Genomic DNA, 18,926 nt, shown 5'->3' with positions numbered 1-18,926 from the left:
ACCCCCAAGTCATCCCGAGGCACCACCCTCGGGAACAGCGCCAGTAAGGCGCTGCGCGCCATGCCTGGCGCACACGCAAACGGCGCCCCACGGGGCGCCGTTTTGGTTTTGAGCGACACAATTTCGTCAAACCGTGCGCGAGAAGCGTCCTTCGTTGGGCTTCAGGTAGGCATCGAAGGCCATGGCCATGTTGCGCATCATCAGGCGCCCGGCGGGCAGTACTTCGATGGCGTCGTCGCCAATGGCCAGCAGTCCGTCGGCCTGCATCTCACCGAGCTGATCGAGAGCCTCGGCAAAGTAGTCACGGAAGACGATGTCGTGGCGCGCTTCGGTGTCGGCGAAGCCGATGCGTCCATGGCACATCAGCGCATTGATCACGTCACGCCGCAGGCGGTCGTCGTCGTTGAGGCGATAGCCACGCATCACCGGCAACCGCCCCGCCTCGAGTCGCGCCTGGTACTGGGCGGTCTCCTTGACGTTCTGACTGTAGCTGTCACCGACCTTGCCGATGGAGGTGATGCCAAGGCCGATCATGTCGCAGTCGGCGTGGGTGGAGTAGCCCTGGAAGTTGCGCTGCAGGGTGCCGTTCTCCTTGGCCAGAGTCAGCTCGTCGTCGGGCAGGGCGAAGTGGTCCATGCCGATGTAGACGTAGCCGGCGGCAGTGAGGCGGCGAATGGTGAGTTCCAGCAGCTCCAGCTTGCGCTCCGGCGGCGGCATGTCTTCGGGGCGGATCAGGCGCTGGGCCTTGAACAGCTCGGGCAGGTGGGCGTAGCTGTAGCTGGCAATGCGGTCGGGGCGCAGGGCGATGATCTTCTCGAGCGTAGCGTCGAAGCTGGCCACCGTCTGCAACGGCAGGCCGTAGATCAGGTCGACGCTGACCGACTGGAAGCCGGCCTCGCGTGCCGCCGCCACCAGCTCGACCACCTGCTCCTCGCTCTGGACGCGGTTGACCGCCTTCTGTACCTCTTCGTCGAAGTCCTGCACGCCGAAGCTCAGCCGGTTGAAGCCGAGATCGTGCAGCTCATGGATCTGCGCCGGCGTGACCGTGCGCGGATCCACCTCCAGCGAGAACTCGCGCTCCTCCACCGGGGCGAAATGGAACGCCTCGTCGAGGGCCGCCATGAGCTCGCCTAGCTGGGCGTTGCTCAGGTAGGTGGGCGTACCGCCTCCCAGGTGCAGCTGGGTCATGCGCCGAGTCTCGTCGAACAGGGCACCTTGCACGCCGATCTCCTGCTTCAGCCAGTCCAGGTACTCGGCCGCCCGCTCAGTGTTGTGGGTGATGATCTTGTTGCAGGCGCAGTAGTAGCACAGGCTCTTGCAGAACGGGATGTGCACGTAGACCGACAGCGGCTTGGGGGCGGCAACCCGGTTGCTGCGCTCGGCAGCAGCACGATAGTCGTCCTCGGCGAAGGCCGCATGAAACTGTGGCGCCGTCGGGTAGGAGGTATAGCGCGGCCCGGGGCGGTCATATTTCTCCACCAGGGGGCGGTTGAACAGCAGATCGTCTTGCATGATCGGAAACGGCCTCTTGAAACGTCGGCATGGAGCGCGCCACGCCTGATGCACGACAGTATGACATTGGTGCCGGGATAGCGTCTCGACAGCTCGCGCCTCTATTGTCCAGGGTCAAGTTTGCCCGCTGCGTGCAGCGCCAGCCGCCCTGTCCATTACCCCGACCCAGGCGCCCAGCCGCCAGGCTACCAGCAGCCAGCCCAGGCTCCATGCAAGCGTAGAGCCCCACAGCAGTAGCAGCCAGGCACTGCCCGCCTCGATCGCCCACAGCCTGAGCACGGCAGACAGGCCAAACAGCCCCGCCAGAAGGGGAAGGGACCATTCTCGCTCAGGGCGCTGTTTGGCGCGGGTGATCACATGGCGCAGCATGATGCCACTCGCCAGCGTGCCCAGCGCTCCCACGGTGAAGGCATGCAGCGCCGTACTGGCATGCTGGGGCGCCCACCAGCTGCGTGCCAGCAGGAACAATCCGATGGCCAGCCAGCCATAGCCCAGCATCAATACCTGCAGGTCCGGCCGCTCGCGACACTGCAGCGGCCCCCAGCACCAGATGCGATACAGCACCAGCCCGCCTGCCGCCAGCACCAGCAGCGCCGCCAGCGGCCGCAGCAGGTCGAGCAGCATGACAAAGGGCGCTAGCCCCAGCAGCACGATCAGCGCCCCCTCCAGACGAGGCTGCACACCGGCACCGGCCTGATGGAATTGCCGCATTCGGTAGCCATTGACCGCCGGCGCGATGACACGACCGCCCATGAAGGTCATCAGCAATACCAGCCACAGCACACTCTGGTGCATCAGCGGTGCCGTGGTCGGCATGCCGTCGAGATAGCGCCAGGTCAGGGTCACCACGGCGAGCAGGCAGATCATGCCCAGCAGCGGCGAAAGCAGCCGGTTGCGCCACTTCTTGGCGGCGATGAAGCGCGGCACCAGGCGCCCGGCCACCCACAGGGCGAAAGCGCCATCGGCCAGTGACGCGACTATCGCACCGGGCCACTCCAGCACGCCCAGACGCCCCGTCAGCCATAGCGCCACCAGCACGATCAGGTGCCGGCGCGGTACCGGGCCCAGCAGGTAGCCGGCGATCACCGCCAGGGCAAAGCCGAACAGCATCTCCCGCGCGTGGGCCGCGGGCGTCGCCAGAACCACCGGCGTCCACTGATGGTAAAGCGCCAGCAGCGAAAGCGGCACCATCAGCGCGGCATGCAGCGCTGCCAGGGGGAACAGCCAGCGCCAGGCCAGGAGGCGCGGCTGGGCCACTTCGACCATTGGCTTGGCCTCGGGCTTTGCATAAAAATTAAACATGCATGTAAAATACTACTTAGTGGGCTGACTGGAAACCATGCCGCTTATAGATTGTGAGGTTGCCATGACGGATTCCGTGGTACGCCTTGGCTGGCGAATGCTTGCCTATGGTGCCATCGGCTTGGGAGCCGCTGGAGTGGTGGTACCGCTGCTGCCGACCACCCCCTTCCTGCTGGTCGCAGCATGGGCGGCGCCCAAGGGCTCGCCTCGCCTGGCACGCTGGCTATGGCAGCACCCTCGCCTGGGCCCGGCCCTGCACGCCTGGCATGGTCAGCGCGCCATTCCTCGTCGGGCAAAGCAGCTCGCCGCAGGCTTGATTCTGCTCAGTTGGCTGGTGCTTTGGCTAGGAGGCGCACCGGCGTTCGTCCTGGGACTGACGGCAGTGCTCTTCTGCTGTGTGGTCATCTTCATCTGGACGCGACCCGATGCCACACCCCTGCCTGGCGAAGCACAGCGGGCAGAAAATGTTAGGATAAGAAGCTTTTAGCACACTTCAATTGACGCTTCTCAAGAAAGTACGGATATACCATGCACCTGACCCGCTATACCGACTATGCGTTGCGCGTGCTGATCTACCTTGCCGTCAAGGGAGAAGAGCGGGCTACCATTCACGAAATCGCCGAAAGCTTCGGCGTTTCACGCAATCACCTGATGAAGGTGGTGCAGGATCTCAGCCATCGCGGCTACATCACCACCATCCGCGGCAAAAACGGCGGCCTGCTGCTCAATCGCCCTGCGGAAGAAATCACCATCGGCGGGCTGGTGCGCGAGACCGAGCACGAGCTCGGCCTAGTGGAGTGCTTCCGCGACCAGAATGAATGCATCATTACCCCAGCTTGCCGTTTGAAACCTATCCTCAATGAGGCGCTGGGCGCCTTCATGGCGGTGCTGGATCAATATACCCTGGCCGATATGCTGGGCAGGCGACAGCCACAGCTCGCTCGCTTGATGCAGATACCGACAGGCGCCCCATAGTATGCCAAAATCAATTTTGGCTTTTGTCCAAGCCCGGAAGCAGGCGGGAGGATCCCGACTCGACCGGCTTTACCGTGAATCAAGCTCCAGGAGAAAACCATGAAGAAACTGACCGTAGCCCTGCTCGCCGGTGCGGCCACGCTGACGTTTGCCGCCACCGCTCAGGCAGAGCCCGACGGCGAGGCGATCTACAACCAGGCCTGCATGGCCTGCCATATGACCGGTGCCGCCGGCGCCCCGATCAAGGGCGATGCCGATGCCTGGGCGCCGCGCCTGGAGAAGGGCATGGATGTCATGTACAAGCACTCCATCGAAGGCTTCCAGGCCATGCCTGCGAGGGGTGGGCACATGAACCTGAGCGATGAAGAAGTGAAGGCGGCCGTCGACTTCATGCTCGAGCCGGTGCTCTAGACGAACACCGCCAGCTTGTAAGAATATCGCCCCCGGCAGCCTGGCAGCCGGGGGCGATTCGCTAGCGAGCGAAGCTCGCTACATCGTGCGACGGATATGCGCCCGTGCCAAATCGTTGAGCACCTGCACATCAACTTCTTTGTAGGTGAGTAAACGCCCTTCATGTTCTGCCATGAAAGCCCGGGCCTCCTCTTCGGTACCAAATGAGGCCAGCGTCGGCCCCATGGCGCCCATCATGGGCTGTTCGGTGACATAGTAAGCCACATCCGCTTCAATGTAGGCATCATCACCCGGCGAGTCCCACTCCGTAACCCCCATGTCATGGACGTAGGCCTGCTTCAACTTAGGAACCGAGTCGGGCTGGAGGAGCCAGACGAACATGTCCGATGTGGAGCAGAATTTTAGCACTCGGCCATCGCGCAAGCAGGCCTGTGCCTTAGGGCCCGGATATTCTGCTATAAACATACCGCATACGGCGCACTCATCTCCCGATTCGATTCCGACAGGCCCGCAGGAAACGACTTCTTGGTCCTCACTCCCGCAGCCGGTCAGCCCCACCAATGACACCCCGCCAAGAAGGATAATGAACTTTCTTCGTGTGAACATCTCTCGACTCCTTGGCAATCAAGCCTCACGGCTGCGGAAAACCCACATGGCCAAGCCTAGAGGAACGACCACCCACGCAAGCATCGCCCCGATCAGCATCGCCGGATGGAAAGCCGCATCCGCTCCTATCGAAGCCAAACCGGCCTGGGTACGTGCCGCCTCGAAGAAGGTCAGATTGACGATTCGAAATATATCCGTGGGGTTGAGCAGCAGCAGGTAATGGAAGAGCCCCTCACTGACCTGGCCACCAGTGCCTACCAACAGCCCCAGTAGCGCCAGGTCAAAGACGATTACGAACAGGAACCAGACCACCAAGGCGATGCCTGCGGCACGAGACTTCTCGGCCACACTGACACTGATCAGGTAGGCAAACCCGATAAATGCCCAGCCCAGCAACATTGCAGAAAGGATGAACAGCGCCAAAGCAGCCACCAGTTCACCAAGGTTTTCTACGCTACCAAAGGTGGCGATGACAACACCCGCCACGCCAAAACCTACAAGGGTGGAAACCCCCAGGATGGCGGCATGGCCCAGAAACTTACCGGCCAGGATCTCAATCCGGCTGATGGGGTAGGTCAATAGCAACAACAGAGTTCCTTGCTCGTCCTCGCCGACGATACTGTCGTAGGCAAGCATCAGCGCGATCAGCGGAATGAGGAACACTGCCAGGCTTGACAGACTGACGATGGTGGTTGAAACCCGAGTGAAGCCCACCTGGCCAGATGCCGCGGCTCCAAAATAGGCAAGCCCGATTGCCAGCAGCCCGAATACCAGCGTAATGGCCAATACCCAGCGGTTACGCAACCCGTCGCGGAACTCCTTGCCTGCCACGATAAAGAGATTGGTCATACTACAGCACCCTCCGTGCCGGCATTGGCTGACATGCGAACTTCACTTGTGTCGCTACTGTCCCGAATGGTGCCGTCGAAATGGGCATATAGCGACTCCAGTGTTGGCGGTTCAATGTCGATGTCCTCGACTTGGCCATCAGCCATTAGGGTGCGCAGCACCTCGACCTTGGCCCGAGTTGGCACCGCCAGCTCGAGACGCCCCATATTGCCATGCCCCACACTGACACCGAATGAGCGTAGCTGTTGGGCCAGGGTCTCAGGTGGCAGCGCCGAACGCAGGCGAATCATCAATGGTAAGTTGGCAGCTTCACGCAGCTCATCGATACTGCCAGAGGCCAGCATACGGCCCTGACCCAGAATTGCGGCACGGTCTATATGACGCTCGACACCTGGCAGTACGTGGGAACAAAGGATTACGCTAACGCCACGGCCCCGCAGCTCGTCGACCATTGAGTAGAAGTCACGCGTTGCCATGGGGTCCAGCCCTACGGTGGGCTCATCAAGAAGCATAAGGCGCGGCTCGCCGATCAGTGCCTGGGCCAGGCCCAAGCGTTGCCGCATCCCCTTGGAATAGGTCTTCACTCTCCGATGCATGGCATGGGTCAGACCAACTCTCTCGAGTAGTGAGTCAACGACATCAAGGCCCGCGCGCTTTAGCTTGGCAAAGTAGCGTAGCACCTCGCAGCCACTGAGCTGCTCGTAAAACTGCACATTTTCGGGCAGGTAGCCAAGGCGCAGCCGTAGTTCGTTAGACTCAGCACCACTAGGGTCATGACCAAAGACGCGGAGCTCGCCGGCAGTGGGGCGAATGAGTCCGAGAATCAGCTTCATGGATGTCGATTTACCGGCGCCATTGTGCCCCATCAGCCCCAACACTTCGCCCTCACCCAGCGTTAGGCTGACGTCATTAAGGGCATTCAGCTTGCCGAAGCGCTTGCTAACGGACGCCATCTCGATTACGGATTGAGTCATTGCAGGGCCTCCGCCATCCATTCCGGTAGCGTCATAAGGGGGTGACTGTCTCGCACGCCAGGCGGACGCAGTATCGGAAACTCGCGCTGCACCCAGCGCAGCACCTGTACCGCCGGGCTGTTCATCAGAATTTTGGCCATTGGGTAAGTCCAGATCAGCCGGTCAACTGAATCGTTGGGTTCGTAAGGAATATCGCCAATACCGTCGCCGCTAAGATCCCAGCCCAGGTAATCGCTCCAATAATTGCCGCGACCTTCGAAGGACCACTCCTGTTCGCGCAGGGCCACATACTTAACCTGGCTCTCGTTGCCGACGAAGGCATTACCGTGGAACTCATTGTCCTCGGAGCCGGCGGTCATGTGGATGCCGATCTCTGTGCGGGCAAAAAGGTTGTCACGGATCTCGTTGAACAGCGAGTTATAAACGAACAGCGCCTTACCCTCGGCACCACTGATCGCATGACCGTCGGGTGCGGCTGCCACGCCGCCCCGTTGCGCCTCGATGGAGATATTCTCGGCGATTACTGAGTCAACAATGAAGTTGAGCAAAAATCCGTAGTTCTGGTCACGTATGGAACGGTTTCCAACCACCTCGAGTCGGCGCGACTGCATGAGCGCATAGCCGAGTCGATTATTTCGCGTTGTGTTGTCGCGCACTTCGTTGGAGTGAGAAAACATGTAATGCATGCCATAGCGCTGATCACGCAACACATTTCCGATCAAGCGATTGTTATCGCTGACGTCGATATAGATACCGTCGCGAGTTTCCCAGACTTCGTTGCCGATAATCTCGGCACCGGAAACATTGAATAGCTGGAGTCCGTTGCCTCGGTCCTGGGAGCGCAAGGTGGTGTCACCGCTGATGCGGTTACCTTCCACCCGCACATCGGCCGCAGCATCCAGCCAAATACCGAAGCCGCGGGCTTCGATACGGTTATTCTCGATCACGGTGCCCGTAGCTTCGGTGGCCACAAAGATACCGCTGTCTATCTCAGTGAGGTTGGCCCCATCGTTTCGAACACGCAGACCGCGCACCCCCACACCAGGTGCCTTTACGCTCAGCACACTGCCTTGGCCCTGACCATCCAGCACCGCCCCTTCCTCACCGATCAACTCGATGGAAGATGAAACGATAAAATTTCCTGCGTAAATGCCTGGTGAAAGACGCACCGTGTCACCGTCTCGTGCCGCATCCAGTACCTCCTGAAGTGGCTGCTCACCCGGAGCGACGACCCGCTCAGCGGCAAGGCTCAGCGCCGGGAACAGCAGCAGCAGAAACAGCCATGTCTTACGCATATGACTCTCGACAAGATGAGGAAAAGTTGGGGCCGGCGATACCGCCGACCCCGGAGCAGGCTTACGCGGGCTCGACGAGCAAGCGTCCGACCATCTCCATGTGAAGTGCATGGCAGAACCAGTTGCAGTAGTACCAGAACACCCCCGGCTTGTCTGCCGTAAAGGTGATCGAGGCGGTCTGCATCGGGCTGATCTCCATGCTCACTCCATGATCCACCACGCAGAAACCATGAGTGAGATCCTCGATACGATCAAGGTTGGTAACCACTACCGTGACCTCGTTCCCCTGCTTGACGGGAATTTCGGTAATACCAAAATTCGGCGCCACAGAGGTCATGTAGACGCGTACCTTATTGCCATCACGGATGATCTTGTTGTCAGTCTCGACGTTGACACCGTCCGCTTCAGCCATGGCAATGGTTTCAGCGAAGTAGGGATCATCACGCTCCCAGATCTGCTTGGTCTGGATTTGGTCACGCCGCACGATGACTGCATCGTGGGGCTCGGCAAAGGTGGGTGTGTCGTGTACCAGCACCATCTCGTCGCCAGAGATGTCGATCATCTGGTCGTTCTCGGGGTGCAGCGGCCCCACCGGCAGGTAGCGGTCTTTGGAGAACTTATTCAACGAGAATAGCCACTTGCCATCGGCATCCTTGGATTCTGCCAAGGTCGCATGGTTATGGCCCGGCTGATAATGCACGTCGAGCTTCTGGCGAATGTACTCGACATCCTCGCCATTGTAGTTGCGCACCGCGTCTTCCATGTTCCACTTCACCACCTGGCTGTCGATGAATACCGTGGTGTAAGCGTTACCACGGCCATCATAGGTCGTGTGAAGCGGCCCAAGGCCGATTTCCGGCTCGGCGGCAATAACATCACGCTCGTCGTCAAGCTTGCCTTCAAACAAATCGTCGAGCTTGGCAATTTCGATCATCGACACGGTCGGCGACAGCTTGCCCGCTGCAATGAAATACTTGCCATCGGTGGAAGTGTTGAGGCCGTGCGGGTTCTTGGGCACCGGCACATAACGTGTCACGTTGAGCCCGGAGGCCTTGCGGCCGTCTACCACAGGCACATCAGAGTCACCGATGGTCATGTAGTTGCCTTCGGCTACTGCCTGCTCGATACGCTCGATACTGAATACGGTCACCCAGTCCCGGTCGGCACGCATCTTGCCGGCCAGATCTACAGCTCCTTCGGAGTTGTAGCAGGTCGCAGCTGCATACTTGCCGGTGTAGTCGGCATCCATGTTGTCCAGGTTACCGTCTACCATCACCTGCCACTTGACCTCCATGGTTTCGGCATCGATGGCGTTCCAAAGAGTGTGGTACTTCGACGGGTCGTTGATATCCCGGCCATCGTTAGGCTGAGGAATCATGTACTCCCCGTTTGCAAACACGTAGTTGGTGCGCGGCACTTTTTGCAGTCGCAGGCCGTGGATGGCCTGGACATTGGGCACTGTCACCATCTTGTCGGTCTTGAAGACGTCGAGACGAATCCGTGCTACACGAGTATTGGCCTTGTCGTTAATGAACAGATAGCGGCCGTCATGGCTGCCATCGGTATAGCTGACATGAGGGTGGTGCGCATCACCGTTGGTAAAGCGATGGCTATCACCCATGATGCGCTTCGACTCGTCTGTCATGCCCCACCCGGTAGCCGAGCAGTGATTGAAGACCGGAATCCGCATGATCTCGCGCATGGAGGGCACACCATACACCCTGACTTCACCGTTATGCCCGCCGCTCCAGAAGCCGTAGTACTCGTCCAGCTCACCTGGCGGCACATGGATGTCAGCGACATTGCCATTGCTAGCCGCCTTAGCCGGCTGGCTACGAGTCAGAGCACCGACGCCTGCCACGCCAGTAACACCAACCATGCCAGCTGCCCCGACCATGGCACTGCCCGCCAGGAAGCTGCGGCGTCCCTTATTGACTGCAGGCTTACCTGCGGGCTTGTCATCATTATGCTTATCGCTCATTACGCATTCTCCGTTCCGTTTCGTTATATCGAGACAGCTCTCGAAGCCGATTCAAGCATCGGCTTTTATTCCGGCAGTCGTCTGAAGCCTGAAGCACCTGATCAACGGCCGGGTACTACTCCCGAGCGGCTGTTACCCCTCAGGCTTTCTCCGTGGTTCCTGACGATACCTCCGTTACAGGAATCCGCTGCGCATCAGCGGCCTTGCCGCTTAACCGTGAGGCTTTCTCGCGCTTCTTGCGCTGAACCACCATGGGCGGGCACTTACGATCATTGCGGTAAGTCAATTGACAGTCCAGGCAGTAATGGCATTCGTTGGGATTGATGCGCCCATCGGGATGGATCGCCTGGATATGACACTCATTGGCACAGATTTGGCATGGCTTCCCACACTCTTTGTGACGACGCAGCCAGTCGAATAGCCGGATGCGCGCGGGTATGGCCAGGCCGGCTCCCAGCGGGCAGACATAGCGGCAATAGAACTTGTGGTTAAACGCGCTGATCAGCAGCAGCAGCACTGCATAGAGGACGAACCCCCACTCACGCTGGAACTTGAGAAGCACAGCAGTCTTGAAAGGCTCTACTTCAGCATAGATCTCGGCCTGGGTCAGGGACTGTAACGAAATCGCGAAGAGCCCCAGCAAGATGATGTACTTCAGAGCCCAAAGTCTCTCGTGCACTGCAAAAGGTAGCTCAAATTGAGGCACTTTGAGCTTCAGTGCCACCGCGCTGATCAGTTCCTGCATTGCACCGAAAGGGCACAGCCAGCCGCAGTACACGCCCCGGCCCCACAGCAGCAGTGACACTGCCACAAAGCTCCACAGGATGAACATCATTGGGTCCATCAGGAAAGTGGACCAGCGGAAATCGGTAAATAGCGCATTGGTAAAAGTAAAAATATTGACCACGGAGAGCTGCGCCAAGGCATACCAGCCGATGAACACCACCGTGTAGACCAGGAAACTGTAGCGCATAACATGCAGCAGACGAGGCCTCTTGGCCAATAGGTCCTGAAACAGCAAGATGAAGGTCAGTACCCCCAAGCCTGCACCCAGTACAATGATATGCGTGACCCGGTCTTCCCAGACCGACACCCATAGCGGGCGATCCTCGTCAATATCCAGCATCGCATCGGGTGCAGGCTCTGGAATATTGAGAAAGTGCTCCGGCACTTTCACTTCCGCCGAGAAACCGGCAAATTCAGTATCCAGGGCGCCCACCTGGCGGCGTACAAGCAGCTCGACCTCCCACTCCTGGCCTGGGTCGAAGCGGGACTCCTCACGCAGAATGAAAATGTCACGCTCAGGCAGTCGAGGCGCTCCTTCAATCTCGACGCCCCACAAGCGCCGCATGTCAGTATCACGGAACTGATCAGAGCGGCCGCCATGATGAATCAGAATACGATCGTAGATTCCCCCACGGACGAAGCCGGAACCCTTGAAAGAGTAGCGTCCATCCGCCATGAGGGCCAGGGCGTGCTCGTTCTCGCCGAGACTGTTCATCAACTGTTGATATTGAGAGTCACCAAGCAAATTTCGCCCAATGGTAGGTACGTTCAGATAGGCGAAATAGAGATCTATGAAGGTTTCTTCCTCGCGCCCTTCCGGTGCGGCTTCAACGCCCTCGGCGTCAGTGCCGATGAACGCTTCGTCGACTTCGCCCCGAGTAAGGTGAAGGTGGCCGATGGCACCATGCTCCTCGAGTTCGCTCCAAGTCGCCTCTTCGAAGACATCCTCGCGCACGGTAGCAGGCTCGGCCTCCCTGGCCGTGAGAATGCCAAGTTGGCGAGCAAGCTGGCGAGCCGAGCGCATGATTCCTTCACCCATGACCACTACGGTCACGGTAGCCCCGGAAACAGCATCGACATGCTCATAGCCCTCTCGCTGCTGGCGAGAGAGCCCTACGCGAACCTTCTGACGAATCGACTTGCCGACGTACTGGCCAACGAAGTCATCAAGTACCGTCTCAGGAATACCCACCAGCATGATCGGCTCGGAGTGATCAAGCACCTGAACGCCGGTTATGCGACCTTCCAGGTCCATACCGACGCGCATATTGACCGGATACCCTGAGTAGGCGGGGATAGGGGCCAGGTCATTGGTTTCAAAGACATAGCCCACGATTTCACCATTCTGCAATATAGGTGATGCCGGGGCATCCTCCAGGCGCTGCCCCACAGCATCGGCATCTGGAAATATCTCAGGGAGCCAATCGGACGCCATGGCAAAGGCCGGCAGCGAGAACAGCAACAGCATTGCCAGCCCCCAAGAGTGCAGCAACCTCATCGATATGTCTCCATCTAGCCAATGTCAAAGAAGGTTCGCCAATCCCGGCCTCAACTCTGCGAAACCTGAAAGCCACCTGAGGCGTCCTGACCGTAGTGCTCATCCAGAACAGTCGCGCATCCCTTGTGCCCAGGCAAAAAGTCATATATTTCGTACATGTTTGACGTTAGCATAATGCCGTTTGTAAAACCTGACCTGCATCAACCTCATTCGCGAGAGGCTATTTTTTGCTGAGAGAGGTGTTAAAAATGCGTTGAATTGACCATATCCCCGAGGGCAGAATTTGCATTTTCCAAGCTCCCGTAGCGCTTTTCGCTGTCTCGCCAAGGTGATAGGCTCAACTCTCACCTCCCACTCCCTCTGGAGCTCACGGAGTCGTCATGAAGCTTGATGAAACGCTCTTTACCGTGCGTAACCCGCTCATCACCCATCAGCGGCAATTGGTGACCGAATACGCTTTTTGCCTAGGCGAAATCCCAACAATGATCCGGGTACGGTTCTATCGTCAGGTAGATAGCGAGCGCATCAGCAGCGAGCAAAGCCATTACATCCAGACCCCGCTGCAGCATGAGCCCATTTATGAAAGCGCCGACGACCACCCCAGCCTCGAGTCTTGCCTGCAGGACATCACCACTGGCATGGCCAAGCAGTATCAACAGGCTGAACAGGCAGGCTACCCCCCCTCCGAAAGCTGGCTGTTGCCAAGTCGCGACTTCGACTGACACTGGTTGCGGGAGGTCGTGGGAGTGTAAGGAACTTGCACTCTCAACGGCCTGACGCAAATCAAGAGATGAGGCGCGAACTGGCAGTAGAATGAAAAGCCACACGATCAAGTCATGGTGATCCTTCATGATCGCGCCACTCTCCCCTCTGGTCGTTTCATGTTTCCTGCTACTCCTGAGCCAGGGGGCTTTTGCCGAGAATGACTCTCGAGACCAGGAGGCTGAACAGGCAGTTACGATAAGTGATCAGCTCAAGCCTGATCTGATCGGCAACCCCGAGCGAGCCGCCGACCTGGCCAGGATGTGCACCAGCTGCCACGGCTATCAGGGACGCAGCGTCACCTCGCGCTACCCCAGCATCGCCGGCATGGACGAGGCGCAGTTCATCGAGGGCATGCAGGCACTGCAGGCAGGCGAAAGGGGGCACTTGATGGCCAGCATGACTCGCAACCTCAGCGAACAGGACATTGCCGACCTGGCCGCCTTCTATGCCCAGTTCGACAATCCGGAGCGCGCCGGGACAGACCCGAGCGAGACCGACTCGAGCGAGCCCTGACCTCGCTCGAAGCGCCCGGCCGGGGTAGCACGACAAGGGGCAGGGTCGGCGACAAGGTTGCCCGGATGTTACCATCCGAGACCTGTCGAACAGGAAAATCGCCATGACCCAAGCCCTTCGGCCACGATCCGCTACCTGGAGGCCTGCGCTCGCCTTGCTGGCGACCCTCGGTCTTGCCTCCACGGCAAATGCCACCAACTACAACATCAGCGATGTCGAAGCCCACGGCCACTGGCACTCCCTGGCCCTGTCGCTCGGGCAGGAGCGTCACTATCGCGCGCTCGAGCAGCATAGTTACAGCGACTCCATTCTCAGCCTAAATTACACGTCCGGGGTCTGCGACCTGCCCTGGCTGGAAGTGCGCGTCGAACTCGAAGAGCTTCAGGCAGAAAACCGCGTGGCCAACCTGGTTCCCGGCGACCTGCGGGTCGACTACGCGACCATCCACAGCGGCGCGGCTGAGTTCATCACCCAGCGGGGCGACAACGGCTTCTACGTCAATTTCTATCTCGATGAGCTCGACCTGCTGATCGACGAAATGCGTGACGGCGAAACACTACGCCTACGCTTCGATCGCGGCGAAGAGGACTACTGGTTCATGAGCTTCGACCTCACCGGCGCCGGCGAGGCCATTGCCCGTGCCGAGCGCATGTGCGAGGCCGCCGGCTGATGGCAACGCTGCTGTTCCGATTGGCCAATGTCTCCGAGGAGGAGGCGTGGGAAGTGCGCCGTCTGCTCGACGAGCACGGCTTCGACACCTACGAGACCCATGCCGGCTTCTGGCGGCTTGGAGTGGACGCGATCTGGCTGCGTGACGACACCCAGCTGGAGGCGGCGCGGGAGGCGCTCGACCGCTACCAGGCTGAGCGTCAGGCGCGTGAGCAACAGGCGCATGCCGACCGCGTCGAACGAGGTGAGCAGCCCACCCAGTGGCAACGCCTGTGCCAGCACCCCGTGCGGGTAGTGCTGGCAATCCTGGCGGTGCTCGCCATCCTGGCCCTGACCCTGGTGCCCTTCCTGGGGCTGATCGAGGCTTTCGGCGGCGCCTGACCCGCCGAAAGCCGAAGGGCGATTCACCACCGCCGTCATAGGCTCAGAAGCGGGTGGTGAGATTGGCCCAAAGAGTGCGGCCAGGCTCGTTCACCCGTGCATCCGAGGCGCCCAGGTCAGCGCTGCCGCGCTGAATATGCTCGGCATAGGTGCGGCCGAAGAGGTTATCCACACCCAGCGTCAGCCTGGTGTTGTGGAAAAGCTCGCGGCCGCCATAGGCCGACACCGTAGCAAATCCCGGGGTCTCGTCGGTATCCAGGCTGTAGATGGTGCCCTGCCCCTCGGCGATGCGATCCTGGCGCATCACGCCACGCCACAGCACCCCGCCAAAGTAGGCATTTTGCGCATAGTCCAGCCCCAGGGTGGCCTCTAGCGGCGGAGTCTGGGCAAGCGGCAGATCATCGGTGTCGTTGTCGCTGCGCACCCAGGCCAGGGAGGCGCTCAGGCTCCAGCTGTCAGTGAGGTTCACCGCCATGTCGGCCTCGGCGCCATAGGTCTTGGCATCGATGTTGCGCGCCCGCGGACCGCTTCCGGACTCGTCCACCAGGATGTAGTCGTCATACCAGCCGTAGAAGAGCGACAGGTTGGCGCTCAGGCGCTCTCCTCGCCAGCTCGCACCGCTGTCGAGCTGCGCCAGCGACTCGGTGCCGAGATCGAAGACCCGGTTGCGCTCCCAGAAGTCGCCGGCCCGCTCGGCGCGCCCCAGCCCGGCGAACAGACTCAGCGGCTGCTCGTCCAGCGCATACTCATAGCGAGCGAAGCCGCTCCACAGGGTCGAGCGCTCGGTCTCGCCCCGCTCGGCGCCGCCGAAGCCTGCCGGATTGAGCGCCTCGGCCTCGGTGCGGTCGACGCGCAGGCCAAGGGTCAACCAGCTGCGCGCGCCGAGCTCATGCTCGAGCTCGGCGAAGGCCCCCATATCGGTGAATTCGGCCCGCCCGCTGCGCGGCTGCTCGCGCCAGCTCGTGGTGCCCCGCCAGCGGTGGCGATTCTCGGTATAGTCGAGGCCAGTCGACAGGAAGGTCGCCTCGCCGAGCAGAAGCTCCGCTTCCAGCCGGGCGCCCTGGGTACGCCGGTCGGGATTGCTGGCCATGGCCATCATCGGCGCCTCACGCAGGCGGAAGTTGTCCATGACATGATCGACGTAATTGTAATAGGCCGTTGCCTCGACCTCGGTCAGCCAGGGTGCCAGGTTCTGACGCGTCACGCTCAGGGTATAGCCGGTACGATCGAACTCGGTGCCGTCCATGCCGCGATCGTCATAGGCGGCTTCGGCATCGCTGCGGTCGTAGGCAAGCTCGATGCGGGTGTCTGAATCCGGCGTCCAGCCGACAATGGCGGTGCCGCTCCAGCGATGGTACTGCGAATGGACCTCGTTGCCGTCGCCGTCCTGATAGTCATCTTGATCGGAAAGCGTACCAATCAGGCGCACATAGCCATCCTGATTCCCGGCGGTCATATCGCCCACCAGATCGAAGCGGTCGTGGCTACCCAGGGTGGTGCTGGCAAAACCATCCACGGTGGACTCGGTCAGCACCGGCTTGTCGCGTTCGAAGCGCACCACCCCGGCTGGGGCCACGCCGTAGCGCACGCTCTGAGGCCCTTTGATGATCTCGACGCGGTCATAGGCCTGGGGAAAGATATAGGCGGTCGGCGGGTCCATTCGCCCGCCGCAGCCACCCAGGATACTCGTTCCATCGGCCTGGATGGCCAGCCGCGAGCCACCCAGTCCGCGCAGCTCGGGATCACCGCTGGTGCCCCCTTTACGGCTGACGGCAAAGCCGGGAATTGACTTGAGGAAGGCGCCACCGTCTTGGGCCGGCAGCGGAAGTCGCGGCTGGCGCGCATCCGTGCTGACGGTGTAGGGATCGTTCATGGCAGGCGCGGTGATGACCAGGGTCGACGTGGCAGGAGAGGCAAGCGGCGCTTCATCCGCCGCCATGGCGACCTGCCAGGTGAGCAGGGAGACGGCAACTGCCAGGGAGCGGCGCAGGAACAACGGTCGATGCAGCATATATGTATCTCATATGAATTGAAGGCGGCATTAATATGCAAAACACATGCCTTTCACTGCACCAACCAAAGAAATCATAAATAACTCAATGTTTTTAAATATATTTTTCTCCCAGCTTGGTGGTATGGAGCGACTTATTCCTAGTTCAGACTAGGTTTTGGCCAGGTTAAATCACTGAGTCGACGTGACATATGCCACAGTGTTGCCGGCCCGCTGCCGCCGGCTCAGCCCCGAGCGGCAAGGCTGACGTCAAGCGCCCCATCGCGCTATAATCGAGCCCATTTTTCGCACGCTTAGACGACTTCCCGCCGCCCGGCCCCACGACCCGGCGGCGATCATTTCTGGACCCGGAACGCCCCATGGACAAGACCTACCAACCCGAGCAGATCGAATCCCGCTGGTACGAGCGCTGGGAGACCGACGGCCGCTTCGCCCCCTCGGGCGCGGGCGAACCCTACTCGATCATGATCCCGCCGCCCAATGTCACCGGTAGCCTGCACATGGGCCACGCGTTCCAGGACACCATCATGGACACGCTGATCCGCTGGCGCCGCATGCAGGGGCGCAACACCCTGTGGCAGGTGGGCACCGACCACGCCGGTATCGCCACCCAGATGCTGGTGGAGCGCAAGGTCGCCGCCGAAGAGGGCAAGAGCCGCCACGACCTGGGCCGCGACGCCTTCATCGACAGGGTGTGGGAGTGGAAGCACGAATCCGGCGGCCACATCACCCGCCAGCTGCGCCGCATGGGCGCCAGCGTCGACTGGAGCCGCGAGCGCTTCACCATGGACGACGGCTTCTACCAGGCGGTGCAGGAGGTCTTCGTGCGCCTCCACAAGGAGGGGCTGATCTATCGTGGCAAGCGCCTGGTCAACTGGGACCCCACCCTGCACACCGCCATCTCCGACCTCGAAGTCGAGAACCGCGAGCAGCAGGGCCAGTTCTGGCACTTCCGCTACCCGCTGGCCGACGGCGTCACCACCGATGCCGGCCTCGGCTACCTGGTCGTCGCCACCACCCGCCCCGAGACCCTGCTGGGCGACACCGGTGTGGCGGTCAACCCGGAGGATCCCCGCTACGCCTCGCTGATCGGCAAGTTCGTCGAGCTGCCGCTGGTCGGGCGCCGCATTCCCATCGTCGCCGACGAGCACGCCGACATGGAGAAGGGCTCCGGCTGCGTGAAGATCACCCCGGCCCACGACTTCAACGACTACGAAGTGGGTCGCCGCAACGGCCTGCCGCTGATCAACGTCTTCACCCAGGACGCAGCGATCCTGCCCCAGGCCGAGGCCTTCGACATCCAGGGCCGCCCGCTGCCCGAGATCGATCCCAGCCTGCCCCAGGCCTACGCCGGCCTCGACCGCTTCGAGGCGCGCCAGCGGATTGTCGCCGACATGGAAGCCGCCGGGCTGCTCGAGCAGATCGAGACGGTCAACAACACCCTGCCCTACGGCGACCGCTCAGGCGACGTCATCGAGCCGCTGCTCACGGATCAGTGGTTCGTCGCGGTGGAGAGCCTGGCCAAGCCGGCCATCGCCGCGGTGGAGAAGGGCGATATCCAGTTCGTGCCCAAGAGCTACGAAAACATGTACTTCGCCTGGATGCGCGACCTCCAGGACTGGTGCATCTCGCGTCAGCTGTGGTGGGGCCACCGCATTCCCGCCTGGTACGATATTGATGGCAACGTCTTTGTGGCCCGCAACGAGGTGGAGGCCACCCGCGACTACCTGGTCGAGCTGGCCCACTTTATTGAGCACGAGCAGGGCGACTTTGACACCGCCATGCGCCTGCGCGGCTTCAATCAGCTGCTGGGCGGCACCACCGAGATGACCCCCGATGCGCTCAAGACCATGGACAGGCTAGGTGTGCCCCGCCTGACCCAGGACGAGGACGTGCTCGATACCTGGTTCAGCTCGGGGCTGTGGACCTTCGCTACCCTCGGCTGGCCCAAGCGCGGCGAGGACTTCCTCAACTTCCACCCCTCCAGCGTGCTGGTCACCGGCTTCGACATCATCTTCTTCTGGGTCGCGCGGATGATCATGCTGACCCTGAAGTTCACCGGCGAAGTGCCGTTCAAGCAGGTCTACGTCCACGGCCTGGTGCGCGACGGCCAGGGCCAGAAGATGTCCAAGTCGAAGGGCAACGTGCTCGACCCCATCGACCTGATCGACGGCATCGACCTCGACAGCCTGGTGGAGAAGCGCACCGGCAGCCTGATGCAGCCGCAGAAGGCCAAGGCCATCACCAAGGCCACCCGCGACGAGTTCCCCGAGGGCGTCGAGCCCCACGGCACCGACGCGCTGCGCTACACCTTCCTCTCCCAGGCCACCACCGGGCGCGACATCAAGTTCGACATGGGCCGGCTCGACGGCTACCGCAACTTCTGCAACAAGCTGTG

17 protein-coding genes are annotated in these 18,926 nt (G+C 60.8%); 8 read left to right on the top strand and 9 right to left on the bottom strand.

The genetic code is table 11. The annotated features are described in order from the left end of the window. Positions 1-126: 126 nt before the first annotated feature. Positions 127-1,512, bottom strand: a complete 1,386-nt coding sequence (gene hemN / locus H1D44_RS19470) for an oxygen-independent coproporphyrinogen III oxidase (RefSeq protein WP_181516936.1) — start codon at positions 1,510-1,512, stop codon at positions 127-129. 114 nt (positions 1,513-1,626) lie between these two features. Then, positions 1,627-2,778: an NnrS family protein gene (locus H1D44_RS19465; RefSeq protein ID WP_181516935.1), complete on the bottom strand. Its 1,152-nt coding sequence runs from the start codon at positions 2,776-2,778 to the stop codon at positions 1,627-1,629. A gap of 100 nt (positions 2,779-2,878) precedes the next feature. On the opposite strand from H1D44_RS19465, the gene H1D44_RS19460 reads away from it, so the two are divergent. From H1D44_RS19460 to H1D44_RS19450, 3 genes are all read left to right on the top strand, one after another. After that, a complete protein-coding gene (locus H1D44_RS19460) occupies positions 2,879-3,301 on the top strand; it encodes a YbaN family protein (protein WP_181516934.1) in 423 nt (140 codons plus the stop codon). Positions 3,302-3,342: 41 nt separating this feature from the next. Beyond that, positions 3,343-3,789, top strand: coding sequence for an Rrf2 family transcriptional regulator (locus H1D44_RS19455; RefSeq protein WP_181516933.1), 447 nt, complete (start codon positions 3,343-3,345; stop codon positions 3,787-3,789). A 99-nt stretch (positions 3,790-3,888) separates the two neighbouring features. Continuing rightward, the gene (locus H1D44_RS19450; RefSeq protein WP_181516932.1) at positions 3,889-4,200 is read left to right on the top strand and encodes a c-type cytochrome; all 312 of its coding nucleotides are present in this window, start codon (positions 3,889-3,891) and stop codon (positions 4,198-4,200) included. A 78-nt stretch (positions 4,201-4,278) separates the two neighbouring features. On the opposite strand, the gene H1D44_RS19445 is transcribed toward H1D44_RS19450, so the two are convergent. The 6 genes from H1D44_RS19445 to nosR form a co-directional block, all read right to left on the bottom strand. Next, entirely contained in the window at positions 4,279-4,806 is a 528-nt protein-coding gene (locus tag H1D44_RS19445) for a nitrous oxide reductase accessory protein NosL (RefSeq protein ID WP_181516931.1), read from the bottom strand. Between the two features lie 18 nt (positions 4,807-4,824). Continuing rightward, complete coding sequence (locus H1D44_RS19440) at positions 4,825-5,655, bottom strand: ABC transporter permease (RefSeq protein ID WP_181516930.1); 831 nt, start codon at positions 5,653-5,655, stop codon at positions 4,825-4,827. Further along, positions 5,652-6,629 (bottom strand): ABC transporter ATP-binding protein, encoded by a 978-nt coding sequence (locus tag H1D44_RS19435; RefSeq protein ID WP_181516929.1) that lies wholly within the window; start codon positions 6,627-6,629, stop codon positions 5,652-5,654. Before H1D44_RS19435 ends, H1D44_RS19440 begins: the two co-directional genes overlap by 4 nt. Continuing rightward, on the bottom strand, positions 6,626-7,924 hold the full coding sequence (locus H1D44_RS19430; protein ID WP_181516928.1) for a nitrous oxide reductase family maturation protein NosD: 1,299 nt from the start codon (positions 7,922-7,924) through the stop codon (positions 6,626-6,628). Before H1D44_RS19430 ends, H1D44_RS19435 begins: the two co-directional genes overlap by 4 nt. A 61-nt stretch (positions 7,925-7,985) precedes the next feature. After that, positions 7,986-9,905, bottom strand: a complete 1,920-nt coding sequence (gene nosZ / locus H1D44_RS19425) for a TAT-dependent nitrous-oxide reductase (protein ID WP_181516927.1) — start codon at positions 9,903-9,905, stop codon at positions 7,986-7,988. A 139-nt stretch (positions 9,906-10,044) separates the two neighbouring features. Beyond that, the gene (nosR, locus tag H1D44_RS19420) at positions 10,045-12,189 is read right to left on the bottom strand and encodes a transcriptional regulator NosR (RefSeq protein ID WP_181516926.1); all 2,145 of its coding nucleotides are present in this window, start codon (positions 12,187-12,189) and stop codon (positions 10,045-10,047) included. A gap of 380 nt (positions 12,190-12,569) precedes the next feature. Here nosR and H1D44_RS19415 point away from each other — a divergent pair, with 380 nt between their 5' ends. The 4 genes from H1D44_RS19415 (at position 12,570) to H1D44_RS19400 (ending at position 14,517) form a co-directional block, all read left to right on the top strand. Next, entirely contained in the window at positions 12,570-12,911 is a 342-nt protein-coding gene (locus tag H1D44_RS19415; RefSeq protein ID WP_181516925.1) for a hypothetical protein, read from the top strand. Positions 12,912-13,038: 127 nt separating this feature from the next. Then, a complete protein-coding gene (locus tag H1D44_RS19410; protein ID WP_181516924.1) occupies positions 13,039-13,467 on the top strand; it encodes a c-type cytochrome in 429 nt (142 codons plus the stop codon). A gap of 103 nt (positions 13,468-13,570) precedes the next feature. Further along, positions 13,571-14,137 carry a hypothetical protein gene (locus H1D44_RS19405; RefSeq protein WP_181516923.1) on the top strand — a complete coding sequence of 189 codons (567 nt, stop codon included), beginning with the start codon at positions 13,571-13,573 and terminating at the stop codon, positions 14,135-14,137. Continuing rightward, positions 14,137-14,517 (top strand): DUF6164 family protein, encoded by a 381-nt coding sequence (locus tag H1D44_RS19400; protein ID WP_181516922.1) that lies wholly within the window; start codon positions 14,137-14,139, stop codon positions 14,515-14,517. The genes H1D44_RS19405 and H1D44_RS19400 overlap by 1 nt, the downstream gene beginning before the upstream one ends. Before the next feature lie 43 nt (positions 14,518-14,560). Here the strand turns inward: H1D44_RS19400 and H1D44_RS19395 are convergent, their stop codons facing one another. After that, positions 14,561-16,528: a TonB-dependent copper receptor gene (locus tag H1D44_RS19395; RefSeq protein WP_181516921.1), complete on the bottom strand. Its 1,968-nt coding sequence runs from the start codon at positions 16,526-16,528 to the stop codon at positions 14,561-14,563. A 359-nt stretch (positions 16,529-16,887) separates the two neighbouring features. Between H1D44_RS19395 and H1D44_RS19390 the strand changes: the two genes are divergently transcribed. Next, positions 16,888-18,926, top strand: a 2,039-nt coding sequence (locus H1D44_RS19390; protein ID WP_244964849.1) for a valine--tRNA ligase, incomplete at its 3' end; no start/stop codon positions are given.

Source organism: Billgrantia kenyensis, from assembly GCF_013697085.1.
In the GTDB taxonomy this organism is placed as follows: domain Bacteria; phylum Pseudomonadota; class Gammaproteobacteria; order Pseudomonadales; family Halomonadaceae; genus Halomonas; species Halomonas kenyensis.
This window is presented reverse-complemented; position numbering and strand designations above follow the sequence as displayed.